Origin of the sequence: Arthrobacter sp. zg.Y820, from assembly GCF_030125555.1 — a bacterium.
Lineage (GTDB): Bacteria > Actinomycetota > Actinomycetes > Actinomycetales > Micrococcaceae > Arthrobacter_B.
Map to the genome: position 1 here is coordinate 1 of NZ_JASKLX010000014.1, position 26,251 is coordinate 26,251.

At 63.0% G+C, this 26,251-nt stretch carries 19 protein-coding genes, 1 tRNA gene, 1 rRNA gene and 2 pseudogenes; 11 read left to right on the top strand and 12 right to left on the bottom strand.

Translation table 11 applies throughout. The features are described from left to right. The 3 genes from rrf to QNN99_RS15495 all read left to right on the top strand — a co-directional run. A 5S ribosomal RNA gene (gene rrf / locus QNN99_RS15485) occupies positions 1-79 on the top strand; the annotation flags it as partial. A gap of 452 nt (positions 80-531) precedes the next feature. Further along, positions 532-756 (top strand): TMEM175 family protein, encoded by a 225-nt coding sequence (locus tag QNN99_RS15490; protein ID WP_229967749.1) that lies wholly within the window; start codon positions 532-534, stop codon positions 754-756. Between the two features lie 374 nt (positions 757-1,130). Continuing rightward, a tRNA-Ser gene (locus tag QNN99_RS15495) sits at positions 1,131-1,215 on the top strand. A gap of 483 nt (positions 1,216-1,698) precedes the next feature. Here QNN99_RS15495 and QNN99_RS15500 read toward each other — a convergent pair. Together QNN99_RS15500 and QNN99_RS15505 are read right to left on the bottom strand one after the other, a co-directional pair. After that, positions 1,699-2,763 carry a phosphatase PAP2 family protein gene (locus tag QNN99_RS15500; RefSeq protein WP_229967751.1) on the bottom strand — a complete coding sequence of 355 codons (1,065 nt, stop codon included), beginning with the start codon at positions 2,761-2,763 and terminating at the stop codon, positions 1,699-1,701. Between the two features lie 185 nt (positions 2,764-2,948). Continuing rightward, positions 2,949-3,635 (bottom strand): DsbA family protein, encoded by a 687-nt coding sequence (locus QNN99_RS15505; RefSeq protein ID WP_229967754.1) that lies wholly within the window; start codon positions 3,633-3,635, stop codon positions 2,949-2,951. Positions 3,636-3,836: 201 nt separating this feature from the next. On the opposite strand from QNN99_RS15505, the gene QNN99_RS15510 reads away from it, so the two are divergent. Next, complete coding sequence (locus tag QNN99_RS15510; protein WP_229967756.1) at positions 3,837-4,730, top strand: LysR family transcriptional regulator; 894 nt, start codon at positions 3,837-3,839, stop codon at positions 4,728-4,730. Between the two features lie 2 nt (positions 4,731-4,732). Here the strand turns inward: QNN99_RS15510 and QNN99_RS15515 are convergent, their stop codons facing one another. The 6 genes from QNN99_RS15515 to QNN99_RS15540 form a co-directional block, all read right to left on the bottom strand. After that, the gene (locus tag QNN99_RS15515) at positions 4,733-5,332 is read right to left on the bottom strand and encodes a GNAT family N-acetyltransferase (protein ID WP_229967758.1); all 600 of its coding nucleotides are present in this window, start codon (positions 5,330-5,332) and stop codon (positions 4,733-4,735) included. A gap of 27 nt (positions 5,333-5,359) precedes the next feature. Beyond that, complete coding sequence (locus QNN99_RS15520) at positions 5,360-6,115, bottom strand: VOC family protein (RefSeq protein ID WP_229967759.1); 756 nt, start codon at positions 6,113-6,115, stop codon at positions 5,360-5,362. Between the two features lie 299 nt (positions 6,116-6,414). Next, on the bottom strand, positions 6,415-7,320 hold the full coding sequence (locus QNN99_RS15525) for an oxygenase MpaB family protein (RefSeq protein WP_229967761.1): 906 nt from the start codon (positions 7,318-7,320) through the stop codon (positions 6,415-6,417). Between the two features lie 58 nt (positions 7,321-7,378). After that, a complete protein-coding gene (locus QNN99_RS15530; protein ID WP_229967763.1) occupies positions 7,379-10,729 on the bottom strand; it encodes an ATP-binding protein in 3,351 nt (1,116 codons plus the stop codon). Next, complete coding sequence (locus tag QNN99_RS15535) at positions 10,726-11,484, bottom strand: DUF4194 domain-containing protein (RefSeq protein WP_229967765.1); 759 nt, start codon at positions 11,482-11,484, stop codon at positions 10,726-10,728. Before QNN99_RS15535 ends, QNN99_RS15530 begins: the two co-directional genes overlap by 4 nt. Further along, positions 11,477-12,979, bottom strand: a complete 1,503-nt coding sequence (locus QNN99_RS15540; protein WP_229967767.1) for a DUF3375 family protein — start codon at positions 12,977-12,979, stop codon at positions 11,477-11,479. The genes QNN99_RS15535 and QNN99_RS15540 overlap by 8 nt, the downstream gene beginning before the upstream one ends. Positions 12,980-13,599: 620 nt before the next feature. Between QNN99_RS15540 and QNN99_RS15545 the strand changes: the two genes are divergently transcribed. The 4 genes from QNN99_RS15545 (at position 13,600) to QNN99_RS15560 (ending at position 20,797) form a co-directional block, all read left to right on the top strand. Then, complete coding sequence (locus tag QNN99_RS15545) at positions 13,600-15,540, top strand: ATP-dependent nuclease (RefSeq protein WP_229967769.1); 1,941 nt, start codon at positions 13,600-13,602, stop codon at positions 15,538-15,540. A 5-nt stretch (positions 15,541-15,545) separates the two neighbouring features. Further along, entirely contained in the window at positions 15,546-17,198 is a 1,653-nt protein-coding gene (locus tag QNN99_RS15550) for a UvrD-helicase domain-containing protein (RefSeq protein WP_229967771.1), read from the top strand. Between the two features lie 353 nt (positions 17,199-17,551). Beyond that, positions 17,552-18,589 (top strand): hypothetical protein, encoded by a 1,038-nt coding sequence (locus QNN99_RS15555; protein ID WP_229967773.1) that lies wholly within the window; start codon positions 17,552-17,554, stop codon positions 18,587-18,589. A gap of 495 nt (positions 18,590-19,084) precedes the next feature. Next, a complete protein-coding gene (locus QNN99_RS15560) occupies positions 19,085-20,797 on the top strand; it encodes an ATP-dependent nuclease (protein ID WP_229967775.1) in 1,713 nt (570 codons plus the stop codon). A gap of 239 nt (positions 20,798-21,036) precedes the next feature. Here QNN99_RS15560 and QNN99_RS15565 read toward each other — a convergent pair. From QNN99_RS15565 to QNN99_RS15575, 3 genes and pseudogenes are all read right to left on the bottom strand, one after another. Continuing rightward, a pseudogene (locus tag QNN99_RS15565) lies at positions 21,037-21,494 on the bottom strand (SCO1664 family protein); the annotation flags it as partial. A 2-nt stretch (positions 21,495-21,496) separates the two neighbouring features. Next, positions 21,497-21,634, bottom strand: a pseudogene (locus tag QNN99_RS15570) (DUF3090 domain-containing protein); the annotation flags it as partial. Between the two features lie 102 nt (positions 21,635-21,736). Beyond that, the gene (locus tag QNN99_RS15575) at positions 21,737-22,255 is read right to left on the bottom strand and encodes a universal stress protein (protein WP_331461793.1); all 519 of its coding nucleotides are present in this window, start codon (positions 22,253-22,255) and stop codon (positions 21,737-21,739) included. A gap of 140 nt (positions 22,256-22,395) precedes the next feature. Here QNN99_RS15575 and QNN99_RS15580 point away from each other — a divergent pair, with 140 nt between their 5' ends. From QNN99_RS15580 to QNN99_RS15590, 3 genes are read left to right on the top strand one after another with little or no spacing between them, the layout of a single operon-like run. Then, positions 22,396-23,352 (top strand): Bug family tripartite tricarboxylate transporter substrate binding protein, encoded by a 957-nt coding sequence (locus QNN99_RS15580; protein WP_229967994.1) that lies wholly within the window; start codon positions 22,396-22,398, stop codon positions 23,350-23,352. Further along, positions 23,352-23,924, top strand: coding sequence for a tripartite tricarboxylate transporter TctB family protein (locus QNN99_RS15585; RefSeq protein WP_229967783.1), 573 nt, complete (start codon positions 23,352-23,354; stop codon positions 23,922-23,924). The genes QNN99_RS15580 and QNN99_RS15585 overlap by 1 nt, the downstream gene beginning before the upstream one ends. Before the next feature lies 1 nt (position 23,925). Further along, positions 23,926-25,431 carry a tripartite tricarboxylate transporter permease gene (locus tag QNN99_RS15590; protein WP_229967785.1) on the top strand — a complete coding sequence of 502 codons (1,506 nt, stop codon included), beginning with the start codon at positions 23,926-23,928 and terminating at the stop codon, positions 25,429-25,431. Between the two features lie 295 nt (positions 25,432-25,726). On the opposite strand, the gene QNN99_RS15600 is transcribed toward QNN99_RS15590, so the two are convergent. Continuing rightward, positions 25,727-26,215 (bottom strand): universal stress protein, encoded by a 489-nt coding sequence (locus tag QNN99_RS15600; protein WP_229967787.1) that lies wholly within the window; start codon positions 26,213-26,215, stop codon positions 25,727-25,729. Positions 26,216-26,251 lie beyond the last annotated feature (36 nt).

A 26,251-nucleotide genomic window follows, 5' to 3' on the forward strand; every position in this document is an offset into this window, starting at 1 on the left:
TCCGAACCCGGAAGCTAAGACCCACAGCGCCGATGGTACTGCATCCGGGAGGATGTGGGAGAGTAGGTCACCGCCGGACAATATTTACGGTTGAAAGACACCGGTTGTTCAGAGAGTAAGGCCCCGCCATTGGCGGGGCCTTACTTGTTTAACACCTACTTGTTTAACCTGTGTGTTCCAGGCCCGCCGGCACCTCCCGGGCCCTGGCTCGTTTGCGCCGAGATGGCAGAAACTGCACGTCCCGGCCCCGGGAACAGCACTTACAGCCATCTCGCGAGAGATTGAGCACGTTCGCGCACCGAACTGGCAGTAAGTGCCCGTCTGGAGGCCGGGAAGAGCACTTACTGCCATCTCGCGGGGAGGGGAGGCCGTTGAACTGGTGACGCCCGGCGTGCAGTCCACCACGCTGGACTGTGTGTCCCGCATGAGCATGAACCAGGCCTTCGCTCAACGGGTTAACTCCGGGCCGGACGTTGAGCGCACCGCATTCTTCAGTGATGCGGTCTTTGCCATTGCCATGACCTGCCGGCGGTGGACATCAAGGTTCCGCAGGTGCCGGGCGATGACCTGCGCCCCGCCGTCGTCGAGCAGCTTCCGGAATCCGCAGCCTACCTGCTGTCCTTTGTGGTGACGGCTGCCTACTGGCTCAGCCATCACCGCCTGTTCCGGCTGCTGTCCGGCTTTACCGTGGGCCTCCAGCGGCTGAACCTGACACTGCTCCTGTTTGTCGCTCTGACGGCTATGCCGCGGACATGATTGCCTTCTACGGTGACCGGGTGCTCGGTGTCGTCACCTACGCCGCGATATTGGGCTCATCGGGGTAGCCAATACGTCAATGTGGATCTGTGCCGGCTACCGGGGTTCCAGGACGACGTCCAACCCCAACTTCTGGCGTATGCCCGGACCCGCGTGGCGGTGACCCTGCAGTGTTCCTGCTATCCATTCCGATAGCCTTTCTGAGCCCGGCTGCCGCCACCTGCTTCCGGCCGCCATCGTCGTGGTTAATCTGGTGTTTTGGCTGCCGGGCAGGAGGGCTGCGGCGCCTGGCGAAACGAACCCCCAATCTCCCGATTCGTTGGATTAGCCCTGCATCGGGTAGTCTTATATCTGCTTCTTACGGAGCAATGCCTGGAGGATTCGCCTAGCGGCCTATGGCGCACGCCTGGAACGCGTGTTGGGTTAACGCCCTCGGGGGTTCAAATCCCCCATCCTCCGCAATAGGGAAACACCCCGGTCTTCGGACCGGGGTGTTTCTCTTTGTCTGCGGCAACTGGCGGGCGGGGGCTGCTCTTGGCCGGTACGGATCTGCGCCGGCTGCGGAACCGCACGCCCGACTTGCAGCAGTAATCGACACCGGACTCAGAAGCGTCCGGGTGGAACAGCATGGCCAGGTACGAGGCGCCGGCCACATCGCCGCAGCAGGTCTGCAAGGAAGTCCGGGGTGTTCAAGGCGGGTTCGTCCCAGAAGGCCGCATAGTCTTCTTCACTGATCACTGCGGGCACGGGTCCGACTGCGGACAGGCAAGTACGAGACGTCACGACGACGAAGCCCTCGGTCCGCGAGCCGGCGGCGGCCCGGCGGGTGGCGGTGTAGACGGCCACCCTGTAGCCGGCGACCAGGGCGATGACCGCAAAGATGCTCAGGAGGGTTACCAGAGCCGGCTTGAGCAGATGCTCCGGCGCTTCCCGGGAGGCAGCCTACCGCACGGTCGAGACAAGCTCCGGCTCGACGTCGGGCACTGCAACCTTCTCCGCACGCCCGACTCCCACAGCCTTGGCGGCCAGCCACACCGACACGGCGCCGAGGGCCAGCCCGGCGACCACGTCCAAAACGTAATGCCAGCCGAAGTAGACCGTGGCCAGCGTGGTCAGGACAACGTAGACCCACATGATCCAGCGGGCCGCCCTGGGCAGGTGGGTCAGGTGCGCCACCAGTGCCGCCGTAAAGACGATCGAGGTGTGCAGGGAAGCGAAGGCCGCGATGCCGTGGACGGAGTCCGTGGCGAACGGATCGGCCAGCACCTCGACCCGGTTCTCGTACAGGGTGTCCTGCAGGCCCGAGACGGCGGTTTCTGGCAGGTCGCTGAACGGCGCGGCGTCGTGGTAGATCGGCCCCAGGGACGGCAGGGCGTAGTAGCTGAAGGTACCCAGAATCCAGTTAAAGGACAGGGCGGTGGCGTACCAGGCGCCGCGCTGCAGGTTATCGGACCACACCAGCGCTGCGGCGAGGGAGACGGGAACGAAGACCATAAAAAGCATGTAGACGCCGGAGAGCAGCTCCGCGCTGAAGCCGGTGCCCAGCAGGCTCTGCAGGACATCAGCGGGGTAGCTGCCGCCGGCCAGCCATTTGTCCGAGTCCTCCAGCAAGGCGTCCGTCAGGTGCTGCTGCAGGAAAGGCAGGAAGCTTTTGAGGTTCCGGTAGGACATGTAGGCGAGGTAGAACGTGATCAGTCCCGCCACTGCCACGGCCAGCCGGGGGCCGGACCACCGCGTCCGCAGCACATCGGACGCGGCGGCTCTCATCCCTCCCAGCTCCCGTCGCCGGGCCAGGACGCGGGGTACGACGTCGGCGGCGATCATCAGCAGCACCATCAGCGGCAGCCGCACATAGCTGGGACCCAGGAAGCCTTCGGGGTCCCGCACGGGCAGGTCCGCCACGAAGGCAACAATGAGCATGAGGACGGTAAACGCCACGGAAATGAGGAGCGGAACCCCAAAGAGGCGGCGCCAGGCGGGACGGGCGAGCCCGGCTTCGATAGTCATTCACCCTTTTTATCCCAAGATCTCCGCAGCGCCCGCACCGAAGACACCAATGGTCAGTATGCTTTCCATCACACCTTGCTGCGGCGGACTTCGCCGGCTTTTCAGCCGGGCCAGCGGGCGGCGCCGGAGGATTTGCAGAGCGGCCCACATCCTGCAGCATGGACCTGCGAAAAGGTACTGGGAGCCTAGTTGTTCAGGGCCTTGTCCAGCTGTTCCTGGATGGCGCTGTAGTCCACGGAATCCAGCGCGAGGACCTGGTTGTCGAGCACCAGTGACGGAGTACCCGGCAGCTGGAGGTCCTGGGAATCCTGCAGGTCCCTGGCCACCCGGTCCTTGATCGCGTCGGAGTTGTAGTCGGCGCGGAACTTCTCCGTGTCCAGGCCCAGGTCCCCGGCGTAGGAGACGAAGAGGTCCTCCACATCCGTCTGGTTCTTCCACTCCTCCTGATGCTCGAAGACGGCCGCGGCCATCTCTTCCAGCGCATCCTGTTCAGCCGCTGCCTCCACCGCCCGGGCCGAGGTCTCGGCATTCTGGTGCTTGGGGAGCGGGTAGTTGCGGACGAGGATGCGGACCTGGTCCCCGTAATCGTTCTTGGCCTGCTGGATCAGGGGATCCATCATGGCGCAGTACGGGCACTGGTAGTCGGTGAACAGAACCAGTGTCGCCTGCGGATCCGCGGGATCGGTGATGGCCCTGGCGTCCGCTGGAGCCACCTGATCCACGCGGTCGGCCGGGAGAGCGGTTGCTGCCGGTGCGCTGGCTGTTGTTTCCGGTGAGGCGGTCCCTTCCGTGGGTTCCGGACCCGCACAGGAGACCACGCTGCCGGTGGCCAGCAGCCCGGACATAACCAGGGCGAGGATGCTCTTGCGCATAGTTCCTTCCGGTGAAGAGTCAGGGTTCGCGGTTCGGCGCGCTCTGCAGGCCTTCAACGGCGATGTCCGCCCGTGAGGCGATGGTTGCCACGGGTCGATGTCCGCCCGTGAGGCCCAGGCTGCGCCCACTATTTTCGATGCTCCCACCGGATCCGACCGTCCGGTAGCCTGCAATCCGGCATGGGTTTATATGCTTTTGATATGGCTCATGCGTGGCCGAACCTTCAGGTGCTGGAACTGTTCGTTGCCGTGGTGGACGAGGGCAGCGTGGCTTCCGGGGCGCGGAAACTGGGCATGGCCCAGTCCAATGCGAGCCGGTCTATTGCGGAATTGGAAGCGGATCTGAAGACTCCCCTGCTTGAACGCAGCCCGCGCGGTTCGGCACCCACTGCAATGGGACTCCTGCTGGCGGACTCGGCCCGAGAACTGTTGGAGGCTGCGCGGCGCTTCAACAGTGTGGTGCGTACCGGCCGAAGCGGCGAGACGATGGAACTGAGTGTGGGTGCCAGCCTCACCATCGCGGACATGCTGTTGCCGGCCTGGCTTGCCGAACTGAAGCGTCGGCTGCCGCATGCCCGTATTGACGTGCGGGTGGAGAACTCGGCGGCTGTCATCGAGGAGGTGCAGCGGGGCACCCTCCAGCTGGGGTTTGTGGAGACTCCGAATCTGCCGGTTCGAGTGAATGCCCTGGTGGTCCGTGAGGACGAACTGGTGGTGGTTGTTGATCCGAACCACGAATGGGCCAACCGGACCCGGATCAGTTTGCAGGAACTGGCGGAAATCCCACTGGTGGTTCGGGAACCCGGGTCTGGTACCCGCGAGGCGCTGCAGGAAGTGCTTGCCGGGTACGACGTCGTCGAGCCGGCCCAGGTGCTCAGCAGCAATACTGCGGTGCGGGTTGCTGTCGCTGCCGGAGCCGGTCCTGCTGTGTTGAGTGAGCTGGTGGTGCGCGACCAGCTTGCCAGCGGTGAGCTGCTTCGGGTCCCCTTCGAAGGAGATGGAATCAGCCGACCCCTGACTGCCATTTGGTCCGGTCCGCGTCGGTTGACCGGAGTCGCGGCCGAGCTTGTGGCGGTGGCTGCCGGACGGGCGTAGGTTCAATCCGGGGTCAGCCGCAGGGCCGGTTGAACGGTCTTACGCATCACTGTCTTGCTCTTGCCGATGTGGCGCTCGAACGTGAATCCCGCCTTCTCGAACATGGCCCGTGTGCCGTTATGAAGGAACGAGGATGATGTTCTCTTGCCGGGGGTGAGTTCGTTGGGGAATGAGATCACCTCACCTCCGCCTGCCTGTGCGATCAGCTCGAGCGCGCCGTCCAGTGCCTCCCGTGCCACACCGGAACGTCGATGGTCGCGGTCGACGAAGAAGCAGGTGATGCGCCACGGCGCTGGCTGGGTCTCGCCGGCGTCGTACTGCTTGCGGTGGTAGATCCCCGGCAGCTCGAGCGGACTGCCGTACTGGCACCATGCGATCGCGTCGTCGCCGTCGAAGACGAGTGCCGCGTGTGCTGCGCCTTCCGCCACGAGTCGCTGCTTGAAGGTCGGCCGGTCGTACTCGCTTTTGATGGTTCCCTCCGTGTCGCCGTGGAAATACGAGCAGTAGCACCCGCCCCAGACCCCGTTGTGTTTCTGCGCGAGTGCAAGCCATGCCGGAAACGTTCCCGGAGTGAGCGGTTTGATTACGTGCGGCATGGCCATGTCCGTCCTGTTACGAGTTCGAGAAGGTCAAGATTCAGCCTCCGCCGCAGGCATCTCGGCGACGCACAGGACCGCAGTGTTGCCGTCCTGGTCGGCAATCACCGTGAGCGACGGCGAACCGGTGTCATCCACGACGGTTCCCCCTGCGGCGACGGCGGCGTTAATTCGTTGCCCGGCCACCTCTGGCGCCACGTAGACCTCGACGTGGAACCGCTGACTGTCGTGCTCGTTGGCGTCGCCGAACCACAGGTTTGGTACCCGCCCCGTGGCGTCCCGGATCTCGTCGCTGGGCGACCCGTAGCCCTGCGCGTCTGGGTTACCTGTCAGCAGGGCTGCCCACACCGGGGCGATCGTCGCGGAGTTTGCGGTGTCGAGGCCGAGTTCGAGGACGCTGACCGATGCCGGTTCGGCGTCGATCTGGTGGTCGGCGGCGATCCCGGTGATCAGCCTGGCCAGATCGATATCCTGCCGGGTGACCCATTCGACGATGTGTTCGGTGCCTTCGCCGTCGCGGTAGACAGCGTCAGAGCTGACCAATTTGAGGTCGACGTACCCCTTGCCGATCGACACGCTCGGGTAGTGTCCAAGCGCATCGCCTGCCTCACCTACCGCGGTCACGAACCGTGCACCTGTGCCGAAGTCATCGACCAGATACCGGGCGTGCAGTCCTTGGGCCAACTTGCGCCAATCGGTCAGCCCGGCCTCGGCGATCGCCTCACCCGACAGCATGTCTCTGTTCCGTGATCTGATGCGTGATTCAGCTGCAGCGTTTGAGCTCGTCATTTCTGAGTGCCTCCTGTGCGTGTGCGAACAGTAAATCCGACGTCGAATGCATCTACAAGGAAAATCAGCCTTCGGTGTATTGGCGAAGGTCGCGGTTGACCTCTTATTGCGAAGGTGCGAGCACGACGACGGAGGTCGCTGAGGTGTTTGGCGGCGCAGGCTCTGCTGCGGACCGAGCTGATCACGTGGGGCGGCACGGACGGGGGCCTGCTTAGAACACCGATGGCCGGCCCACGGACGACCGGAACTCCGACGGCCGGCAGGCCCACCGCCGGGCAGTTCTGACCGCGCGGCAGACCCTACTGTGCGGCGGAAAGACGCCTGATCCGTTCGCGGGCGGACCGTTCGCTTGGTCCCTGCGGGCCCAGTCCCAGCCGGATCACCCCCAGCACCAGTTTCACCGGCAGTCGCACCGGCACCGGGAAGGGGCCCAGCCGCGGCTCCTTCAAGCCCAGCATTTCCCGGTGCCGGGGTTCCAGCGACGCGACGGCGCCGGCGAACAGGACCCGGTAGCCGGCCAGCTGGGACCGCGGCAGCGGCGGCCGGCGCAGGAAGCCCACCGCCTCCCGGACATAGTCGCTGTGCCGCAGTTCGCCGTCGTACGCCGCCAGCTGTGCCCGCAGCTCGGCCTCGGACCGCGGCGGATTGCCGATGCGCATCAGTTCCCCGGCCACCGCCCATTCGGAGACGTAAGCGTCCGGGCCGCCGGGAATCGGGCCGCCGAAGCGCTGATGCGAGCTGAGGAACGCATCGGTGAAGGCCAGGTGCACCCAGCGCGCAATCTCCGGATCATTCGCCGAGTAGAGCCGTTCGACGCCGGCGGCGTCCTCGTAGGTGCCGTGGACCCGTTCGTGCAGCCGCAGCACCCAGTCGGAACCGGACTTCGCCGCCGCCGTGTCCCCGTAGGTGACGGTGAAGATCCAGCGGATGGTGCCGGCCAGCCGGCCCAGCGGATCCTCCTTGTAGTCGGAGAAGTCGTGGACCCCGGCCATGGCGCCCGGATGCAGGGCCTGCAGCAGCAGGGCGCGGATGCCGGCGATGATCGGCGTCATCGACCCGTGCACCGCCCAGACGGCGGACTCCGGACCATAGAACCCGGTGTCTTCACCCTTGGCCAGATCCAGTTCCCACTGCGGAATTTCGGCGGCGTTGTTGCTGAACGTCCCGATCAGCTGCCGGCGCCAGGTCTCCAGGATTCTTAACACTCCACCAGTGTCCTGTGCCGGGCGCCGGCGCGCCACCGCTTTCGCAGCGGAGCAATTCCTACCGCAGCAGGATGTTCACCGGCTGCGAGCCGGACCCGCGCCGCGTGTCCCGTTCCAGCACGCCGGAGCGGTTGGCGGCGTCGTCGCGCAGGATTTCGGTGACCGAGCCCAGGAAGCGGGAGAGGTCCACCTTGTCCTCGGGGGCGGCGAGCAGCAGCTGGAAGCCGAACTCGTGCAGCGCATTGATGGACGCCTCGGCAAAGGACAGGCTGGACTTCACGAACGCCTCGTCCATCATCACCGTGCCGTAGGTACTGAAGCCCTGCGAGACGATGCCCAGCTGGTAGGCCAGGGCGGAGGCCATGATGAACGCGGTGAAGCGCTGGCCCTCGCCGCCGGACATCAGCGACGCCTGCAGGTTGGTGAACGCCTGCCCGTTGGCCAGGCGGTGCGTGCAGGTGATGGTCACGTGGGAGCGCACATCCAGGACCTCGGCCCGCCAGCGGCGTTCCTCCGGATCCTTCAGCCGGTCCACCAGTGCCTCCAGCGCTGAGTACCGGGCGTCCATGTCCGCCTTGTTCTGCCGCAGGCCCATCATCGGCAGCGCGTTCTTCAGTTCGGTGCGGAACTTGTGGGCGGCGTCGGGCACCGTGGTCTTGACCTCGATCTCGAGGTGGCTGTCCACGTGGTATTCCACTCGCTGCAGTACCGAGTTCAGCGGCAGCAGGCGCGAGGAGATGCTGCGCCGTTCCTCGTCGAGCAGGGCCAGCAGGTCGCTGAACCGCTCGTAGGTGCGGTTGTTGAAGTATTCCCGGAACTCGGTTTCGTGCTGCGGCAGGCCTTCGGAGACGATGCTCTCGAACCGCTCCGCGTAGGCTCCGGCGGCGTCCGCCGAGGTGCCGAAGTCCGAGCCCCACTTGTCGGTGAACGTCTCGAAGGTCCGCTCGAGCCGGTTGCGGGTTTCCAGCAGCGTCTTTTCCAGCCGGGCGCCCTCGGTGAGCAGGGCGCGTTCCACCTCGGCGGCGGCCTCCTGCAGGCGGACGACGTCGGTGATCTCGCCGAAGGGGGCGAACAATTCCTCCAGGGCGCTCTGCAGTCCGGCGTCCAGGGCGGCCAGGGCCTTGGCCGCCAGGGTGTCGCGGCGGCCGGTGGCTGCCGCGAGCTGTTCCCTGGTGCGGGCCAGATCGCCCTTGAGCACGCCGATCTTCTCGATCGCCGCTGTGGAGTCCAGCTCCGCGGTGTCCAGGTCGAAGCGGATCTGGTCCAGGTCCGTGTTGGCGTCCCGGGCGGCGTCGAGGGCGTCGGTGGCGGCGGCAAGGGCGTCGCGCTGCGCGGAGGCGGACAGCTCCTCCCAGGAGCGGGTGTCGGCGGCCACGCGGCGGACGGCGGTGAGCCGGCTGACCAGTTCCGCCTGCTGCTGGGCCTGGGCCTGCGACCGGGTGTCGGCCTCCGCGAACCGGTCCCGCAGGGCCAGGAGGTCGTTGCCCAGCGCCGCGACGGTGTCCTTGTTGTCAAAGCCCAGGACGTTGTCCGAGGCCTTGGCATGCCGGTCATCTTTCTCCGTGGTGGAGGAGTTGCGCTTGACCGCGCCGCCGAGGCTCACGCCGCGGGACAGCCCGGCGAGCTCATCCGGATCCTCCACGCAGACAAAGTCGTAGTGGGCGGTGATCTTGCGCGCCACCCAGCGGCCCATTTCGGAATCCTGGGTGATCAGCTTGGTGATCAGGTCCCGCGGTCCCGGTTCGGCCGGTCCGTCCACCGGAACGCTGACGTCGATGCAGCGCAGGAACCCGTTCAGGTTGGTCTCGGAGAGGTAGCGGGTGACCGCGCGCATGTGCTCGCCGGGCACCAGCAGGGCGGTGGCCAGGGAGCGCAGCGTGCGCTCCGCGGCCGGGCGCCATTGCTGCTGGTCCGGTTCCAGGTCGATCAGTTCCGCGGCGAACGGCAGGTCCGCCTCATCCAGGCCGGTGGCGGCGCAGATCCGGGCGCGCTGGTCCAGGGACTCCTGCCGGATGTTCGAGGTCCGGCGCCGGAAGCTTCCGATGTCATTTTCCAGCTTGGCGATCTGACCCTTGAGCTGCCAGGCCTGCCCGTGCGCATCGCTGCTGCGCTCACGGGCCGCCTCCACCTCCAGGGTCAGGGACTTCACCAGCTCGGCGGCGCGGCTGCGGGCGGTGACCAGCCCGGCGGGGGAGAAGTCCACCTCGATGCCGGCGGCGGCCAGTTCGCCGCGGGCGGCTTCCTCCAGCGCGACGCGGGCGTTCAGCTGCACGACGGCGGCGGCCAGCTCGCGTTCGAGCGTTGCGATTGTGCCGCCGCCCTCCTCGCTGTAGCGGGCGGCGAGGGCGTCGACCTTTTTCTTCAGGTCGTTGCGGCGGATTTCCGCGGCGGCCAGCTCCCGGGCTCCGGCTTCCTCCTGCGCGGTGAGCCGGGCGACGTCGCGCTCGTGGCTGGCCAGGGTCAGGCGCTGCCGGTAGGCGGGCAGCCCCTCCTTGGTGAGGGCGCGGTTGTGCCGCAGCTCGGTGTCGGTGGTGGTGTGGAGCCGGTGCAGCTCCGGCACGTCGGCGAGGTGGTCGCGCTGCTGGCGGGCGCGTTCGAGCTGCCGGCGGATGCTGCGCAGGTGGCTGAAGTCCTCCACCGCCTCGTCGGCGGCGGCCAGCGTCTTGGGAGTGTCCAGCACATTGGTGCGGAAGAAGTCGTTGACGGTTCCGCCCAGGCCCTTGCCGGTCTGCAGGATGCGCAGCAGGCCGAAGGCCTTCTCGTCCTCCACACCCAGCGCGGTGCGGAAGCGCTCGGCGAACATCTTGTGCGAATCGAAGATGCCGGCGCCGGGCAGCAGCGTTTCGAGGCTGCCCTTGGTGAACCGGCCGCGCATTTCGGTTTCCAGCGTGCTGATGTCCAGCGGCCGGTTGTGCACGGCGTAAAAGCGGCCCACGTGGTGTTCGGTGCCGTTGGCGGGCAGGTCCATCAGCACGGAGAGCGAGGTGATCTGTCCCAGTCCGTTGTCGAAGGTCAGGCAGATCGCGGACCAGGTGGCGCCGGGCCGCTGGTAGGTGGTGCCGTCGCCGGCCGCGCCGCCGTCGTCGGGCCCTGTTCCGTTCCCGGACCCCTGGGTGCCCAGGCGGCCGCGCATGTAGGAGAACGCGGTGCGCTTTTCCTCGGCCAGGCCGCCGCCGTTGTTCTGCGCCGCCTCGTTCATTTTCGGCCGGGCGTCCATGACCTGGAGCATGGCGTCGAAGATGGTGGACTTGCCCACGCCGGAGTCGCCGGTGAGCAGGGTGCCGGCGCGGTCCACGTAGATGGTGTGCGCGCCGTCGAAGGTTCCCCAGTTCACGATCTGCACGGAGGAGAGCCGGTTCTGGCCGGGGTTGATCAGGTCGCCCATGGGAAGGGTGGTTTCAATGCTCACGCGATGTCCTCGCCGTTGTTGGCTGTGGCCGGTTCCGGCAGTTCGGGGTCGGGAAGTTCGCCGGAGGCGTCCGTCAGGGCCTGCATGAAGGTGACGATGTCGCCGATGTGTTCATAGGGCAGGGCCAGCGGCAGGGCACCGGAAATGACCCAGACGTTCTCGATCTCGGTGGGCAGCAGCAGCCGCCGTTCCTGCACCAGCTTGCGGATGGCGGCGTCAGCCACGTCCTCCACGGACTTGGCGTCGCGCTGGCCGGGGTCGACGTAGCCCTCGATGATTTCCAGGATGTCGCTGCGGGCAATCACCGCGTCGTTGCCGGTGCCGGCGTGCCGGTCCAGCAGCAGGCGCATGCGCAGCAGCAGCAGGGTTTCCTCGCGGGTCATTTCGCGCTGGCGCTGCAGCACTGCGGTGTGCGGTTCGGGCATGTCCACCGGGCGCAGCAGGGCGACCTTGCGGTCCTCGTCGATGACCAGGGTCAGGAACAGCTCGCTGAGCCGGGTCCGCAGCTCGGTTTGGTTGTCCACCACGGTGTTGTAGACGTTGTCGGAGCTGGTTGCGTCCAGGTACGGGCCGCGCAGCAGCCGGATCAGGGCCTGGCGCAGTTTCAGCGGCAGGGTTCCGGTGTCGCCGGGGAACAGTTCGGGGCCGTCCACGAGGACGTTCCGGGCTGCGGGCGCCGCGTTGTAATCGCCGTCGGGAGAGGTGTTCTCTGCGGCATCGGTGGCGCTCGTGAATTCGAGGCTGGTTTCACTCATGGGTGGGGGCTTTCGCGACGGCGACGGCGGGCAGCAGCGCGGTGCGCTCGCTGCCGTCGATCTGGGTGAAGGTGATGGATTCGGGCGATGCGGCCAGTCCGGCGGCGGTGCGCTCCGCAGTGGATTCCGGGCCGAAGTCAGCGGAGCCGGCCGCCAGCGCCGCCGAGAGCAGGGCGCGGATGCTGTTCAGGTGCCGGTCCTCGGGTGCCAGTTCGGCAAAGATTTCGCCGACCGTTGCGGTGGGGCGGGAGCCCGCGGCGCGGGTGACGGCGTCGCGCAGTGCCCGGCGGTTGGCCCGGGGCGTGCGGATGGAGCGGTGGATGTCGGCTTCGCTGAACGACGGCGGTGCCGGCAGCTTGGGCGGCGGGGCGTGGTCGGCGGGGTTGAACAGGTGGACCATGCCCAGGGATTCGAAGGCCGCGCCGTGCAGCAGCGGTGCCGGGACGACGGCGGTGCGCCGCTTGCTGCGCGGTGCCTTGTGGATGGCGGTCTCCGCGGTGCGGATCAGCTGGCGCAGCTGGACCGATTCGCGGTACTCGTCGCTCTGCACGTAGGTGTGCATGGACTCGGAAAGCCGGCCGTAGATGCGGTGGATTTCGGTGGCCTGGCCGCGCATGTCGCTGATCAGCCGGTGCAGGCCCTGCCGGTCTTCGGGGCTCAGGTCCTCGGCGAAGTCCCGCTCCAGCACCTCCGCGATGGCGGCCCGGAAGCGGTCCTGCTGTTCGGCGTCGTTCAGGAAGGCGGTGAAGCCCTCGTAGGTGCGGCCTTCGCTGGTGTTGCGCAGCTTGCGGTCGGCCTCAAGAATTTCGCCCATGGTCAGGCCCTTGGCGGCGTTGGATTCCACCATTTCCTGGCGCAGGGAGTGCAGCATCTTTTCCAGGCCGTCGCGCATCCGCTTGAAGTCCGCCGGCAGTGCCGCGGCCAGGTCCAGGATGTCCTGGGCCGCCTCGACGGCGGTGTCTCCGTCGACCGGGGCGGGGGCGTCGCCGGCCTCCAGGGCGCGGATCATCTCCTCGCGGCGGGCAACTTCCTCTTTAAGGACGGCGATGCGGGCTGCCGGGTCCGGATTGGTTTCATGGGCCAGGTTCTCCACCCGGTCCAGCAGCGTCGCCAGGCGGGAGGAGTTCAGGCTGGTCTTGTCCGAGGTGAACCCGTCCAGATAGGAGAGGTAGCGGACCGAGGATTCGGTGAGTTCGTAGACGAACCGGCCCTCGACGCGGGGGCGGGCCAGGAAGCGGCGGGCCACCCAGTCGTCGGCGTAGTTCTTGCCGGTCCAGTCCTCGCGCAGGCTCACGCCGGAGATGCGCAGCTGGCGCAGGAAGCCGTCGGCCATCTTGTGGAATTCCTCGAGCGGAATCCGCGGCCGCGTGCGGGTGAACGCTTCCCGGAACAGGGCCAGCACCCAGGGGTTTGCGGTGGTGAGTTTCCAGCCCGGTGTGGCCTGGAGCCGCTGCAGTTCCGCCCAGTGGGCCACCGCGTTTTCGATAAAAGACATGCTGCGCTTTCCGGACCGGGAACAGGACAAACGGGCCTTGTCGATTTTAGCTGTCGACAGGCCCGAACCCGGCATTGGGAGCCTGCTGTCGCGCGGGCGCGCGGACGGCATGGCGCGGCAGAGTTGACAGGTGTGGGGCGATGTTCCGGGACGCAATGGCTGTTTCACGGATGTCGTCTGCGGGCCGCCTCTAAGCCCAGCCTTATCGAGGGCGGGGAGGGCCCATACGAGCTAGTAGGGCACTCGACAAATTATCATTAGCGCTGTTGTTGGCGTTTGCCGAAGCTGGGAAACGCGAAGTCAACATTGACGGATTACTCCATGCCTAAGCTGACTTCCATCGCGGTGATCTCGATGATCATTATATTTCTGTAGCGTGGACCTAAAGCGACTCTCGATCCCAACCATTGAGTACCATGATAAGTGGGAAGGGACGTGAGGCGTTCCTAAATGTTTGTGGCGCAGATATCATTTAGGTGCCCGGTGACTTTTCAACTAGTCCCACCGGTGTGCGAAGGAGAGCCCGCCCGTATGGTCAAGCCACTACTTGAACAACTGCCCATCGTCCCAAGGCCGCGTGCCAGGGAAGTTGTTCCGACAAATAGGCGAAACGAGTAAACATGCAGATCACCACGCTTCGTCTCTCCAATTTTCAATCGTTCGGCCTCGAACCTACTGAGATTAGCCTAGCGGAAGTCACATTTGTCCTCGGACCAAACGGCGCAGGCAAGACGGCCGCGCTTACTGCGTTATCGCGTCTATTCAGTCCTATTCCCAGCCAGCGCAAGATCCAGCTTAGCGACTTCCACGTCCCGAAAGACCGCAATGCCATGGACATTCACCTCGAGGAGCCAGAGCTGTGGATTGAAGTCGACATCGAGATTCGCGAAGCTAGTGAGGACGGCCAACACGCCTCGGTCCCAGCGAACTTCGCTCACATGCGAATCGACACTGAAGATGGAGTCCCGCGCGTCCGAGTCCGTCTGACGGGAATCCTTGCACCCGACGGCGTCATTGATGAAAAGATTCAGTACGTGCTCGCCGCGGACAAAGACGGAAAGCCGACCTCAACCGCGGACCTGAACCGCTTTGATCGCGGCAGCGTCGAGGTGCACTACCTGCCGGCACGGCGCGATCCTGCCGATCACATCTCGTACACCGCTGCTTCACTCATCGGTAGATTACTACGGGCGGCAGATTGGACTTCGGAAAAGGAGTCGCTCAAGGATCTGTCAAAGCAGATCACGGACGCACTTAGCTCCAACAAAGCGGTCGCCAGCATCGGCTTGCAGCTCACCTCTGAATGGGGAGGGCTGCACACTGGTGACTTCTTCAAAGATCCATCAATCGTCTTCGGACACGGCGATCTTGAAGGAGTCCTCCGGCAACTGACCGTCTCCTTCTCACCGTCACCAGAGGGTATGGATCTTCCATTCGATCGGCTGTCTGATGGGCAGAAGTCCCTGCTTTACATATCGCTGGTCTTGGCGTGGCAGTCCATCACGCGAAAGGTGCTGAATGGCGAAGAGCATTCTCTTGACGCGCACCGCCTCCGACCACCTGTCCATACCGTCATCGCGTTGGAGGAGCCGGAGAATAGCTTGGCACCGCAATACCTCGGACGAATCATGCGTCAGCTCAAGGTGGCGTCGGATCAGGGCAATGTTCAGTCGATCGTTGCCACGCATTCGCCCGCATTGCTTCGCCGAGTTGATCCGGAGGCCATTTGTTTTCTGCGGCTCGATGATGAGCGGCGGTCCCAGGTGCGTCGAATCGAGATGCCAGCAGACGGTACGGAGGCAGGCAAGTACGTGCGTGAAGCGGTGCTGGGATACCCGGAGCTGTACTTCTCACGTCTCGTGGTCCTGGGCGAGGGGGACAGCGAACTCGTTGTACTCCCGCGTGTGCTCGCTGCAAGGGGGATCACCGAGGATGATGCGTCTGTCTTAGTGGTGCCGCTCGGTGGTCGTCACGTGAATCACTTCTGGCGGCTTCTTAACGCACTGGACATACCGCATATCACGCTGCTTGACCTCGACTCCGGACGCTTCGGCGGTGGCTGGGGTCGCGTCAGTAACGCGTTGATGCAGTACAACAAGCTGAAGCCAGGCGCATTCTCGAAAGAGCAGCTGACTGCCATCCCGAAGTGGAATGACGACGTGGACTTCCCCTCCCTCGTCCACCCTAAGTGGAAGCCAGGCGAAGGGCCGATACCCGGTCTGGAGCGAAAAGACGTGTACTTTTCACATCCCGTGGATCTCGACCTGATGATGCTTGAGGCGTACCCGGAGGCCTACGGGGCCGAGACGGATGAACAACCGGACGACGCCACGATCGTGGCGGTACTCGGCAAAAAGCACGTGCACGAAGATCATCTAGGTGACGACCTTCTCGCGTTGTTCGGTGATTACCACGCCAAGTTTGATCTCACGAGCAAGCCAGCGAGCCACTTGCGTGCCCTGTCCAATCTGACCGACCAAGAGCTTCTCGAACGTCTGCCAGCGGTGCTTGAACGGCTGGCAGAGAAAGTGGAGACTCGCCTTGCGGAGCTACCAGAGTGATTCGTTTGGAGGAATGGCAGCCAGTTGGGGGACTTCATCTGGAGCCGAATGCGATGGCCGCCGTTCGCGAAATCGAAAACAACGTGGTGGTCACGGCTGGCCCGGGCGCAGGTAAGACTGAGCTCTTGGCGCAGAGAGCAGATTTTTTGTTCCGCACGGGCGCGTCACCCTACCCGCGGCGCATTTTGGCCATTTCATTCAAGACCGATGCGGCGCGGAACCTGCAGGATCGAGTGCGTAGTCGCTCCGGAGCGCAGTATGCAGCGCGTTTCGATAGCTTCACCTTCCACGCCTTCGCAAAACGGCTGATCGACAATTACCGTCCTGCTCTCACCGGCCTGAATGCGCTGTTGCCGGACTACCGCGTCGATCCTGACACTCGCATCAAGGGCGAGCAGATCACCTTCAAAGAGTTTGTGCCCTTTGCGCTCGAGATTCTTGAGGAAAATGCTTATGCACGCGGTGCGCTACGGCAAACCTACAGCCACGTATTCCTCGACGAGTTCCAAGACGCGACGGGAGAGCAATACTCCTTGGTGAAAGCCGGTTTCGCCGGCATCGACGCCCGCTTGACTGCCGTTGGGGACGTCAAGCAGCGAATCATGGCCTGGGCGGGCGCGCTCGACGGCGTGATGGAGACGTTCGCGACTGACTTTGCGGCGGAGTCACGTCCGTTGTACCAAAACTTCCGTTCTAAGCCGCGACTCCGTCGGATGCAGAACCGCATGGTCCATGACATGGATCCTGCCGCAGCTAGTCCAGCCTCGGACCTTGTAGGAGATGAGGGCGAAATACAGGTGCTGCCATTCAATACAGATGATGAAGAGGCCGCCGGTGTCGCCGACATCCTAGAAACGTGGCTCGCGAATGGAACACCGCACAGTGAGATCGCCGTCCTGATTCGCAACCAACCGCATCTAGTCGGTGCGGTCATCGGGAAGGAACTCGCCGCTCGCGGAATCGCGTATCGAAATGAGCAAGAGTCCCAAGACCTGACCGCGGAGCCGGCGGCGGCGTTGATCTTGAACTTCCTGCGGGTTGTCGCGGACGATCGTCGTCCAGATGCCTATGCAGAACTTATTCGCGTCGCTACACGAACAGGTGACAGCGAGACTGAGAGTCTGATGTTCGAAAGCCTGCTGCGCCAGCATCTCCGTGATGCGCGCGCAACTGTTCGAACGCAGAACTTCGACCAGACGGATTTTGGCTCATGGAGGCCGATTATTGCGGATTACCTTCGGCTCGTCCCACGCTCGCAGCTCAATGCCCTGTCGCCGTCGTACCACCAAGGAAGCCGTCTCGACGGGGTTCTGAAAGATACGATCGAGGCCTTCAATCGAGAGCTTGCCATCGATGGAGACGCAGTTGGAGCACTCAATCGTCTCTCTGAGGAGGACGCGGTTCGATTCTTCACTATTCACAAGTGCAAGGGGCTGGAGTTTGAAAAGGTTATCGTTGTCGGTGTCGAGACGGAACTGTTCTTTGGGAAACCTTCTGACGCCAAGTCGGAGTTTTTCGTCGCGATCTCGCGAGCAAAGGACGAGTTGATCGTGACGCACTCGGCTTTCCGCACCAAACCTGAAGGCGCTAATGCTCGTTGGTCCGAGGAACGGACTGCATACGAGGAACTGCTCCGCTATGCGGTGGAGCCTGCCTAGCATGGCAAGGCCGTGCGCCTTAACGAACTAGCGGGTGGCTCGATTCTGCGCTCAGAATGGTTCAAGGAGCCGCAGGAATGCCTGGCCGGCATCTTCCGCAATACTTAGGCGAGGCATGCCAGCGTTGAAGCACGCTGCATATCCACCCAAACTCCGCGGGGTCCTCGCCTTGGAAAGTCCAAGTATCATCCGATGGTCAGGCGGTTCCTGGTTCTGGTCCTGGTCGCCGTGCGTGGTGACGCTACCGCTCTGGCCATGGTGAAACGGGTCTTCGCTCGGAACGGCAATGGCAACGACGAGCCCGCACTTTGGTGTGCGCATTTGCGACCATTCGCGGCGTGTACTGTTTCCCTGTGGAAGAAACAAAGCCCCTGACCGCGCCCGGGATTCATTTCGGATGGGTGACGGTCCTTGCCCTTTTCGGCGCCGCCGTCACTTACCTTGCCTTCTGGGGTCCATTCTTCGTTCCAGCCCTTGGCGTCAACGCCGTCGCGGTATGGCAGTCAATTTGCACGAGTTTCGGGGTAGCCGTGTTTTCCGCCGCCGTACTGCTGCTGTTCGAACCCAAGCTCCGCAAAGCCATCACCCAATCAGTCACAGCAGATGTGAAGAAGGACGTGCGAGATGCCGTCCACGCTGACTTGAACGAACGACTGGCGCCCCTGTCAGAACGTATAAATTCGCTATATGATGCAAGGCTGGCTGAACAGGAAACGATCATCAAGGGCCTTGCAAGCGATTTCACCCACGAACGCGTTTTGCAATCCTTCAGACACGCTTCGGACGTAAGCGCTCTCGCTAACGACTCCATAGTAGTCCAGGCAGAGGACGAACCGGGGAGACTTCATATCGGTTTGCAGTGGAGGCTCACGAATGAGCTACAGAGTTATAACAACCCGAGCTATCAGGGAGCCACGCCACAGGAGGAATGCAAGGCGCTGCATCTTAGTGCCAGCGGCTCCGGAATTTATGCAGAGGTAGTCTGGGACCCAGCCGACCAATTCGACAGAGCGGCTCTAAACTTGGCAGGGGAACTGGCTCGCATGCGCCAGCGGGGCCTAGCCGAAAGAATCGACTGGAATTCCATTCTTCCTCGTTTTGAAAAGGGAATTAAAGTCGCGGTTGATGCCAGCAATAACGTTCCTGGTTCCCTCCCATTCAAGAGTGGCCTGGTGGAAGTCGCGGGACCCGATTTGGCACCGTGGTACCTGACAAGTGATGGACTGCATTATCCGAGCCAAAACTGGTTCCTGCCTAGGCTGCAAATTGGCTCTAAGAGAGGGTGGCCTAATCCCGGTGCGGAAAAGGAAGTCAAAAAACCTGAATGGGCTGTTTCGAAGGAATGGGACTATATTATCGATAGTGCACGATCGCATTTTAGTCACTGGTGACAGGATCCCCTGCACGTCACGGTGGTAGCCGAGCGTAACCGGGTGCAGCGCCCAGCGGGCGAAGCAATTTCCTCGACAGCGAGCAGGCCCGCCAGCCTGCGGCCCAGCTCACCCATAAATTCTTCGGTGACACGGTCTAGGCCCGCGAGTTCGGAGGAGGTTGGCGCCCTCGCCGATCCAGGCCCACAGTATGGTCTGCAGCTTCTGGTCGCTGTGGATGGTGAGCCCATCAGTGGCAGCCTAGCAAATCTGAGCGGTTCAACCGGGCCCTGAATGAAGGGTGGTGCTACAGGGGGGGAGCGTCGCCTCCAGGCAGGCCGCATCGATGTTCTGGAACCATGGATAGACTGCTATCTGCGTTGGAGGCGCGGCGCCCATCAGCCGGTGTAAACATTGCCTGGATACCATATCGTCGCTGGTTGCAATAGTTTCGCCATGCATTAGCCGGCGTGCAGGGCTAGGGCGGCGACGATTCTGCAGTAGGATGATCGAGATATGACAATCATTAATGGTTTCTCCTTTCAGGGGTATAGAAGTTTTTCATCGTCTCGCCCGGCAACGCTTATGCCCCTCGGCAAGATGAATCTTATTGTCGGGAAAAATAATACGGGTAAGTCCAATATCCTGCGAGTTATTGCTGATACTTATACTAATAGTTCTGTTGCTGGCTCGGTCTGGGATCGCCCTCTTGGGGAGTCCGAAAATGACTTCCGAACGCGCGAATTCTGTGCGCTTGCAGATATCCTCGCCTGGCCGGACGTGTCTAATCTACCCGAGCGGCATCGAGGTTTGCTCGAGGCGTTCATCTGCGATCCGGGATTCGCTAGCCAGACCCCCGAAAAGGGTGTCTGGTTTGGTATCACAAAAGGGCGGCAATTCTATACTTTAAATGATCCATGGAATACTTTGAGTGAGATTCAAAACATCCATGTTGCAGGAGGTCTGTCAGGAGCACTGTCCGGGCGAAGTGGTGGATCACTGGAGCAGGATGTGAGTCGAGTGTTGGGATGGATTTTGAACGCCAAACCAACTGCATTAACTACCGCGTACACCGTTGAAGGTGTAAGGACAATCTCGGCCGACAGTACCCAAGCGCCGGATCTGAACGGTCTTAGTATCAAACGTCGACTGTTGGAGTTGCAGAACCCGTCGACGGACCGCTTGAAAGACAAGGAAGTCTTCGTTAAGTTGCAGGACTTCGTGCGAGCGGTCTTGGATAATGCGGAAATAACGATCGATATACCTCATGACTTGTCAACGATCCACATAACACAAAATGGCCATACGCTGCCAATTGAGAACACTGGGACCGGTATTCATGAAGTGGTAATTCTTGCAGCCGCTGCGACGATAACTCAGGATTCTATTCTCTGTATCGAGGAGCCTGAGGTGCATTTGCATCCCATACTGCAACGAAAGCTTCTTCGCTATTTAGTGTCAAATACGACTAACCAGTACTTTATTGCAACTCATTCTGCGCACTTGTTGGATTCGCAACTCGGTAGCATATTCCATGTTTCACGCGAGGATGATGTTTCAAGTGTTCGCTTTGCCGGTGCTGCGAGGGACCGAGCGTCCGTGTGTGCGGATCTCGGATACCGCCCTTCAGACCTCGTACAAACAAATGCCGTCCTGTGGGTTGAGGGGCCCTCGGATCGCATCTACCTAAAGCATTGGATCGAACAACTTGCGCCAAACCAGTTCGTTGAAGGAACTCACTATTCCGTGATGTTCTACGGTGGAGCGCTGCTTAGCGCACTGTCACCACTCGATGCCGAAGAAGTTGAAGAGTTCATCTCCCTGCGGAACCTTAACCGATACGTGGTGGTCCTGATTGACTCCGACAAGAAATACGCAAGTGCCCGCCTGAATGAAAGTAAACGACGCGTAATCAGTGGCGTAGACGAAGACCCCTCCACGGGCTTTGCATGGGTGACTGCCGGTTACACAATCGAGAATTACCTTCCGGAACCGGTGCTTAGTGCGTCTATACACGCTGCGCACCCCTCCACCGCCAAACGCGAATTAGCACCGCAGCACAGGTGGTCGAATCCCTTGGCGAGTGATCGGCTTGGTATTCAGCAGCCCAGCAAGGTTGCGATTGCAAAGTGCGCAACGCGCGGGAGGGCTAACGTATGGCCTCTAGACTTGAAGAACCGAGTGGAGAAGGTCATCGAGGTCATCCGGAACGCCAACGCTCACACATGATTTAGCCAGTATGGTGAACGCCGGGTCCGTAGAAACTGCAACCCCTCTGAGGTTCCCAAGACGCCCTCGTTTCTGTTGTCGCGGCGTTCTCCCCAAAACAAATTCGTCAACTATGAGCGGACGGGACAGCGTGTAAGCGCGATAGGGTTGGCAGGAAGGCACTTTCCATCTTTAATCACGATAAAATGCTGAATCGATTTTTCTGGGGCGTCCGGGCCCGGAGCTAACCGAAAGTTGCCCTAGAACAGAGGCCAGGGCGCCACCGGCATCCCGCCGCGCGGAGCCGGAAAGCCGGAAAGCACCCTGCCGAGCGCAACCGGGCGCAGCGCGCAGCGAGGGCAGCGATTTCCTCTGCGGTGAGTAGGTTCGCCAGTTGCTGGCCCAGTTCACCCCTCAGCCCGGAGAGAACACGGTCCACGCCGTCGAGTTCCTCAGGAATCAGCGCCTCTCCGATCCAGCCCCACAGCACCGTGCGCAGCTTGTGGTCGCGGTGAAAGGTCAGCCCGTGGTCCACGCCGTACGTGTGGCCGTCGCTCATCGCGAGGATGCGGTCGCCTTTGCGGTCGGCATTGTTGACGACGACGTTGAACACCACCATCCGCCGCAGCGCCGCGGTGTTTTCATGCACGAGGGCAAAAACCCGACCGTTTTGATCCTTACCCTCAAGGACCTGCTTCCAGCCCGTGGCGGGCACCTCACGCCGGCGCGGAACTGTTCCTGAACGGGCTCGAGATCGTCATTGTCCACGAGTTCGATGGGCGTGCTCGCTGGAACGTGGAAGGGGTTGCCGTCGATGGTGATGAGCTGGTCAAGGATCTCGTCCATTTTCTCGGCGAGCTGAGTCAGGGACGACACCCGGGCCGGATTGGCATGGATCAGGGCATGTGGGAAATAGTCGCTTCAAAGGGCCGCCCGCGGGGCGCCCTCTTTTAGTCCTCCTTAGAGTCGCCGGGACTTAACCGAGATCACCGGGGCGTTGGCTTCGAGCAGTATCTGCTGCGCCGCGCTGCCGAGCAGGAACTTACCCACCGGGCTGCGGTGCTTGACACCGATCACCACAGCGGAGGCGTCGACCTCTTCAGCGGCGTCGAGGAGATCGCCCACGGCGTCGTGATTGCGGGCATCCGGCAAACGATAGGTGACCGGTACGCCGTTGAGCTCGGCGCCTTCCGCGTCGAGCTGGGTGCCTTCCAGATTGAAAACCATCAGGTCTTCCTGACGGCGCCGGGCTTCTTCAATGGAGGCGGTAAGTGCGGCCTCGCCCTCGGGAGTGCTGGTGCGAGCAACGATGACGGTCATGAAGTCTCCAAGGTGGGTGGGGTGAAGAAGAACGATGGAAAGTTCATTCTGCGGGCGAATTTGTTCTTCAGGTTCTCCGCACTGAGCAGTAAAAGCAAAACAGGTGCAGTTTATTAAGAGCGGCAGCCAGGCCGATCCCGTCAATATGATGCGGATCACCTAAGCTCTTTGGGTGGTTAATGCGACTTTGAGTACTAGCCAGTTTTGATGTCCCTTCACCCCCACTAAGGACAGTTGATTTCGTGAGTTCTTCACCAGATCGAGCCGGGTCCGGCACGCGCCGCAAGCATCCGATCTTTATGGCCGCCTATGGCATCGTGGCTGTCGCCACGATCGGTTTGGCCAGCTTCTTTTCCATCCAGTCCGCTTCCGGCGGTTCAGACATTCGTGCAAACCTCACCCTGATTGCTCCGGCAGGCGCCGGCGGGGGATGGGACACGTTCATGCGCGAGCAGCAACAGGCCATGCGTGCCAACGGTTTGGTGAATAACACGCAGGTAGTCAACATCCCCGGGGCTGCCGGCACTATTGGCCTCGGCAAGCTCTCCACCATGTCCGGGCAGGCAAACAACCTCATGGTCACGGGCGCCGGACTGGTCGCCGGAGTGGCGCAGCTGGACTCGGCGGTGACGCACGATGACGTGCGGCCCATCGCCCGCCTGGTGGAGGAATACGACGTCGTTGTGGTTCCGGCCAGCTCCCCGTACAAGACGCTCGACGACCTCGTGCAGGCCTGGAAGGCTGACCCGGCGGCGATTGCCTGGACCGGCGGCGGCACCTTTGACCAATTGGTCATGACCGAACTTGCTCTGGCTGCCGGAGTGGATCCCTCCACCACCACGTACATTCCCAAATCCGGCGGAGGCGAGGCGGCGCAGGCACTCATCACGGATACCGCTAAAGCTGCCACCTCGGGGTACAAGGATGTTGAGGACCAGATCAAGTCGGGGCGCCTGCGCGCCCTCGGGCTGGCTGCCCCGCAGCGGCTCGACGGCGTCGACATCCCCACCTTGACCGAGCAGGGCTATGACGTGGATCTCGCCAACTGGCGGGCCCTCGTGGCACCTCCGGGCATCACGGACGAGGAATTCGCGGAGCTGCGGACCCTGATCGAGGAAACCATCGCGACCCCCGAGTGGCAGGACGCCGTGGAGCGCAACAAATGGGCCGATGTGTACCTCACCGGGGACGAGTTCGACGAGTTCATGACCTCGGAGCAGCAGCGCATCGGTGAACTAGTGAAGGAGATCGGCTGATGAGCACTCCAGTGCCCTCGTCCGCAGATGCGGCGGAGCAGCCGATCGAAAAGACCGGCATTGCGGACGGACAACCTCCCGTCCGCACCTCCTGGTGGGACGGTCGCAGCGGGCTGCTCCTCTCGCTCGTTATGGTGGCCTTCAGCACTTACCTGCTGGTCGGAATCCTCACGATGGACGTGGGTGAGAGCACGGACTTTCCCGGTCCGAAGTTTTTCCCCGGCATCCTGATGGTCGCCGGTTACGTCCTGGCTGCTCTGCTGGCGCTGCACTACGTGCGTTCCCCGGAACACCCCACGGAGACTTCCTCCCGGCGTTACCGCACCTTCACGGACTGGTCAGCAGTCCTCTGGACCGCAGGAGGCTTCCTGCTCTTCGCCCTGACCTTGGAAACACTGGGCTGGATCATCGCCGCCGCCCTGATGTTCTGGTTTGTAGCGAAGGGCTTCGGCAGCCGCCGCCCCATCTTCGACATCTCACTTGCCCTGCTGATCAGCAGCGCAGTCTATCTGGCATTCTCAATCGGTCTGGGACTCAGCCTCCCGTCCGGCATCCTTGGAGGAGGTTTCTAGCATGGATTCAATCAACCTGTTGATGGAAGGCTTCTCCTCAGCCCTGACACCGATGAACCTGCTGTGGGTGCTCGTCGGCTGCCTGTTGGGCACCGCCGTCGGTGTGCTGCCGGGACTGGGCTCTTCGATGGCGGTGGCTTTGCTGCTGCCGGTAACTTTTGCCCTCGACCCCACTGCCGCTTTCATCATGTTCGCCGGAGTGTATTTCGGCGGCATGTTCGGCGACTCCACCATGGCGATCCTCATGAACACCCCGGGCCAGGCTTCGGCCATCGCGTCCACGTTCGAGGGGCACAAAATGGCCAAGGACGGCAGGGCCCCACAGGCCCTGGCAACCGCAGCGATCGGCGCGTTTATCGGCGGCATGGTGGCCTCCGTTCTCGTCGTGTTCCTCGCCCCGGCCTTAGCTGATTTCTCAGCCAATTTCGGTCCGGCTGAATTCTTTGCGCTGGCCTTGTTCGCTTTCGTTGCCACATCCTCCGTGGTCTCAGACTCAGCGGTGAAGGGCCTCGCGGCCCTCGTGATCGGTCTGGGGATCGCCACAGTGGGTATCGACCCGTTCTCGGGTGCCGAACGTTTCAGTTTCGGTGCGCCCCAGATGTTCGACGGCATTTCCCTGATTACCGTGACCGTAGCCATTCTGGCCCTGGGCGAGGTATTCCATATCGCTTCCCGGATACGCCGGGATCCGGCCGGCAAGCAGATCAGCTCCGCAGGCCGTCCCTTCCTCTCCCGCGCCGAGCTCAAAGAGGCAGCCCCGGCCTGGGCCCGAGGCACCGCGATCGGCTTGCCGTTCGGCGTCATCCCCGCCGGCGGGTCCGAGATTCCGACGTTCATCTCCTACGACGTGGAAAGGCGCATCGACCGCCGCCGCAAGAACCCGAAGTTCGGTAAGGGTGCGATCCGTGGCCTGGCGGCTCCTGAAGCCGCCGGCAACGCCACCACCGGCACCGCCATGGGAGCGCTTCTGGCTCTGGGCCTGCCGGTCTCGGCCACGGCCGCGATCATGCTGGCGGCGTTCCAGCAGTACGGCCTGCAGCCGGGCCCCCTGCTGTTTGATCGATCCCCCGACCTGGTCTGGGCACTGCTGGCGAGCTTCTTCATCGCGATGGTGGTGCTGCTCGTCATCAACCTGCCCTTCGCGGGGCTTTGGGCCAAGCTGCTCCTCATCCCGGCCCCGTACCTGTACGCCGGGATTACCGTCTTCTGCGGGCTGGGCGTCTACGCCACCTCCGGGGCGGTCTTCGATCTGCTGATGCTGCTCGGGCTTGGTCTGGTCGGCTTCATCATGCGCCGTCACGGAATGCCCCTGGCCCCGTTGATGATTGGTGTGGTGCTGGGTCCGCTGGCGGAAACGAGCATGCGCGATGCGCTGCTGTCCTCCAACGGTGACTACTCCGTGTTCGTGACCGGGCCGATCCCACTGGTGCTCTACGGTCTGTTGTTCATTGTGCTGGTGGCTACTGTGCGGTCCAAGGTTGTGAACCGGACCCGCCGGGATCTCTAGGTCCCGACCCGCATGAAATAACCCCGAAGGGCCTCGCTGATCAGCGAGGCCCTTCGCGGTTTGCCCTTCTGGCCTGCACAGCGAAGCCCAGCTGATCGATGCCTTGGTGCCCCGAGGTGCGCGCATTCTCGACGCCGGCTGCTTGCCCGGGCCGGGTGGGGCGGCGAGCTGGCCGCCCGCGGGCACGACGTCGTCGGCGTCGACATTGACCCCGAACCAGGGAGCCGCAACGACGTTGCAGATCCCGGCCGGGATGACCTCCGCATGGGCCTTCAGCTCCACTGCAACTCAACCCCTACAGCGAGGCTGCCTGACCACGGTCGCGTGCGCGGGTCTTTGAGGGGACGACCAGGACTGGCACAGCAGCGTGGTTGACGACCTGGTGCGAAACCGACCCGAGGCGCAGCCCGGAAAACCCGCCGTGACCTCGTGAGCCGACGACCACAAGATCGGCCTCTTGGGCCGCGTCCAGTATCGCCGACGCCGGTGAATGACTGTGAATAAGCGTCCCGCTGGCGGCCACGCCCGTTTCTGCAACGGACTTCAACGCCTGGGCTTGGAGCGCCGCTGCGTCTTCTTCCGGGGACTTCACAACGGCAATTCCGCCTGCCGCCGTTTCGAGCACCGCCGGGTACCACGCCATTGGCTGTTTGGCCCAGACGGTGATGAGGCGGAGCCGGCCGTTGCGGTGCCGGGCCTCGTCCACTGCCCAGTCCAGGGCTGACTGGGAGTCCTCGGAGCCGTCAACGCCAACCACAATCGTGAACGGGCTGTTACTGGTCATGTCTTCAAACCTTTCACCGGGGCCTGATGAGCATCC

What these genes read in the sequence shown, in the direction of transcription:
- QNN99_RS15585 (WP_229967783.1), top strand. Translation starts at nt 23,352, where the DNA reads ATGAGCACTCCAGTGCCCTCGTCCGCAGATGCGGCGGAGCAGCCGATC.
- QNN99_RS15600 (WP_229967787.1), bottom strand. Translation starts at nt 26,215, where the DNA reads ATGACCAGTAACAGCCCGTTCACGATTGTGGTTGGCGTTGACGGCTCC.
- QNN99_RS15510 (WP_229967756.1), top strand. Translation starts at nt 3,837, where the DNA reads ATGGCTCATGCGTGGCCGAACCTTCAGGTGCTGGAACTGTTCGTTGCC.
- QNN99_RS15515 (WP_229967758.1), bottom strand. Translation starts at nt 5,332, where the DNA reads ATGGCCATGCCGCACGTAATCAAACCGCTCACTCCGGGAACGTTTCCG.
- QNN99_RS15540 (WP_229967767.1), bottom strand. Translation starts at nt 12,979, where the DNA reads ATGTCTTTTATCGAAAACGCGGTGGCCCACTGGGCGGAACTGCAGCGG.
- QNN99_RS15580 (WP_229967994.1), top strand. Translation starts at nt 22,396, where the DNA reads ATGGCCGCCTATGGCATCGTGGCTGTCGCCACGATCGGTTTGGCCAGC.
- QNN99_RS15500 (WP_229967751.1), bottom strand. Translation starts at nt 2,763, where the DNA reads ATGACTATCGAAGCCGGGCTCGCCCGTCCCGCCTGGCGCCGCCTCTTT.
- QNN99_RS15535 (WP_229967765.1), bottom strand. Translation starts at nt 11,484, where the DNA reads ATGAGTGAAACCAGCCTCGAATTCACGAGCGCCACCGATGCCGCAGAG.
- QNN99_RS15560 (WP_229967775.1), top strand. Translation starts at nt 19,085, where the DNA reads ATGACAATCATTAATGGTTTCTCCTTTCAGGGGTATAGAAGTTTTTCA.
- QNN99_RS15505 (WP_229967754.1), bottom strand. Translation starts at nt 3,635, where the DNA reads ATGCGCAAGAGCATCCTCGCCCTGGTTATGTCCGGGCTGCTGGCCACC.
- QNN99_RS15590 (WP_229967785.1), top strand. Translation starts at nt 23,926, where the DNA reads ATGGATTCAATCAACCTGTTGATGGAAGGCTTCTCCTCAGCCCTGACA.
- QNN99_RS15520 (WP_229967759.1), bottom strand. Translation starts at nt 6,115, where the DNA reads ATGACGAGCTCAAACGCTGCAGCTGAATCACGCATCAGATCACGGAAC.
- QNN99_RS15545 (WP_229967769.1), top strand. Translation starts at nt 13,600, where the DNA reads ATGCAGATCACCACGCTTCGTCTCTCCAATTTTCAATCGTTCGGCCTC.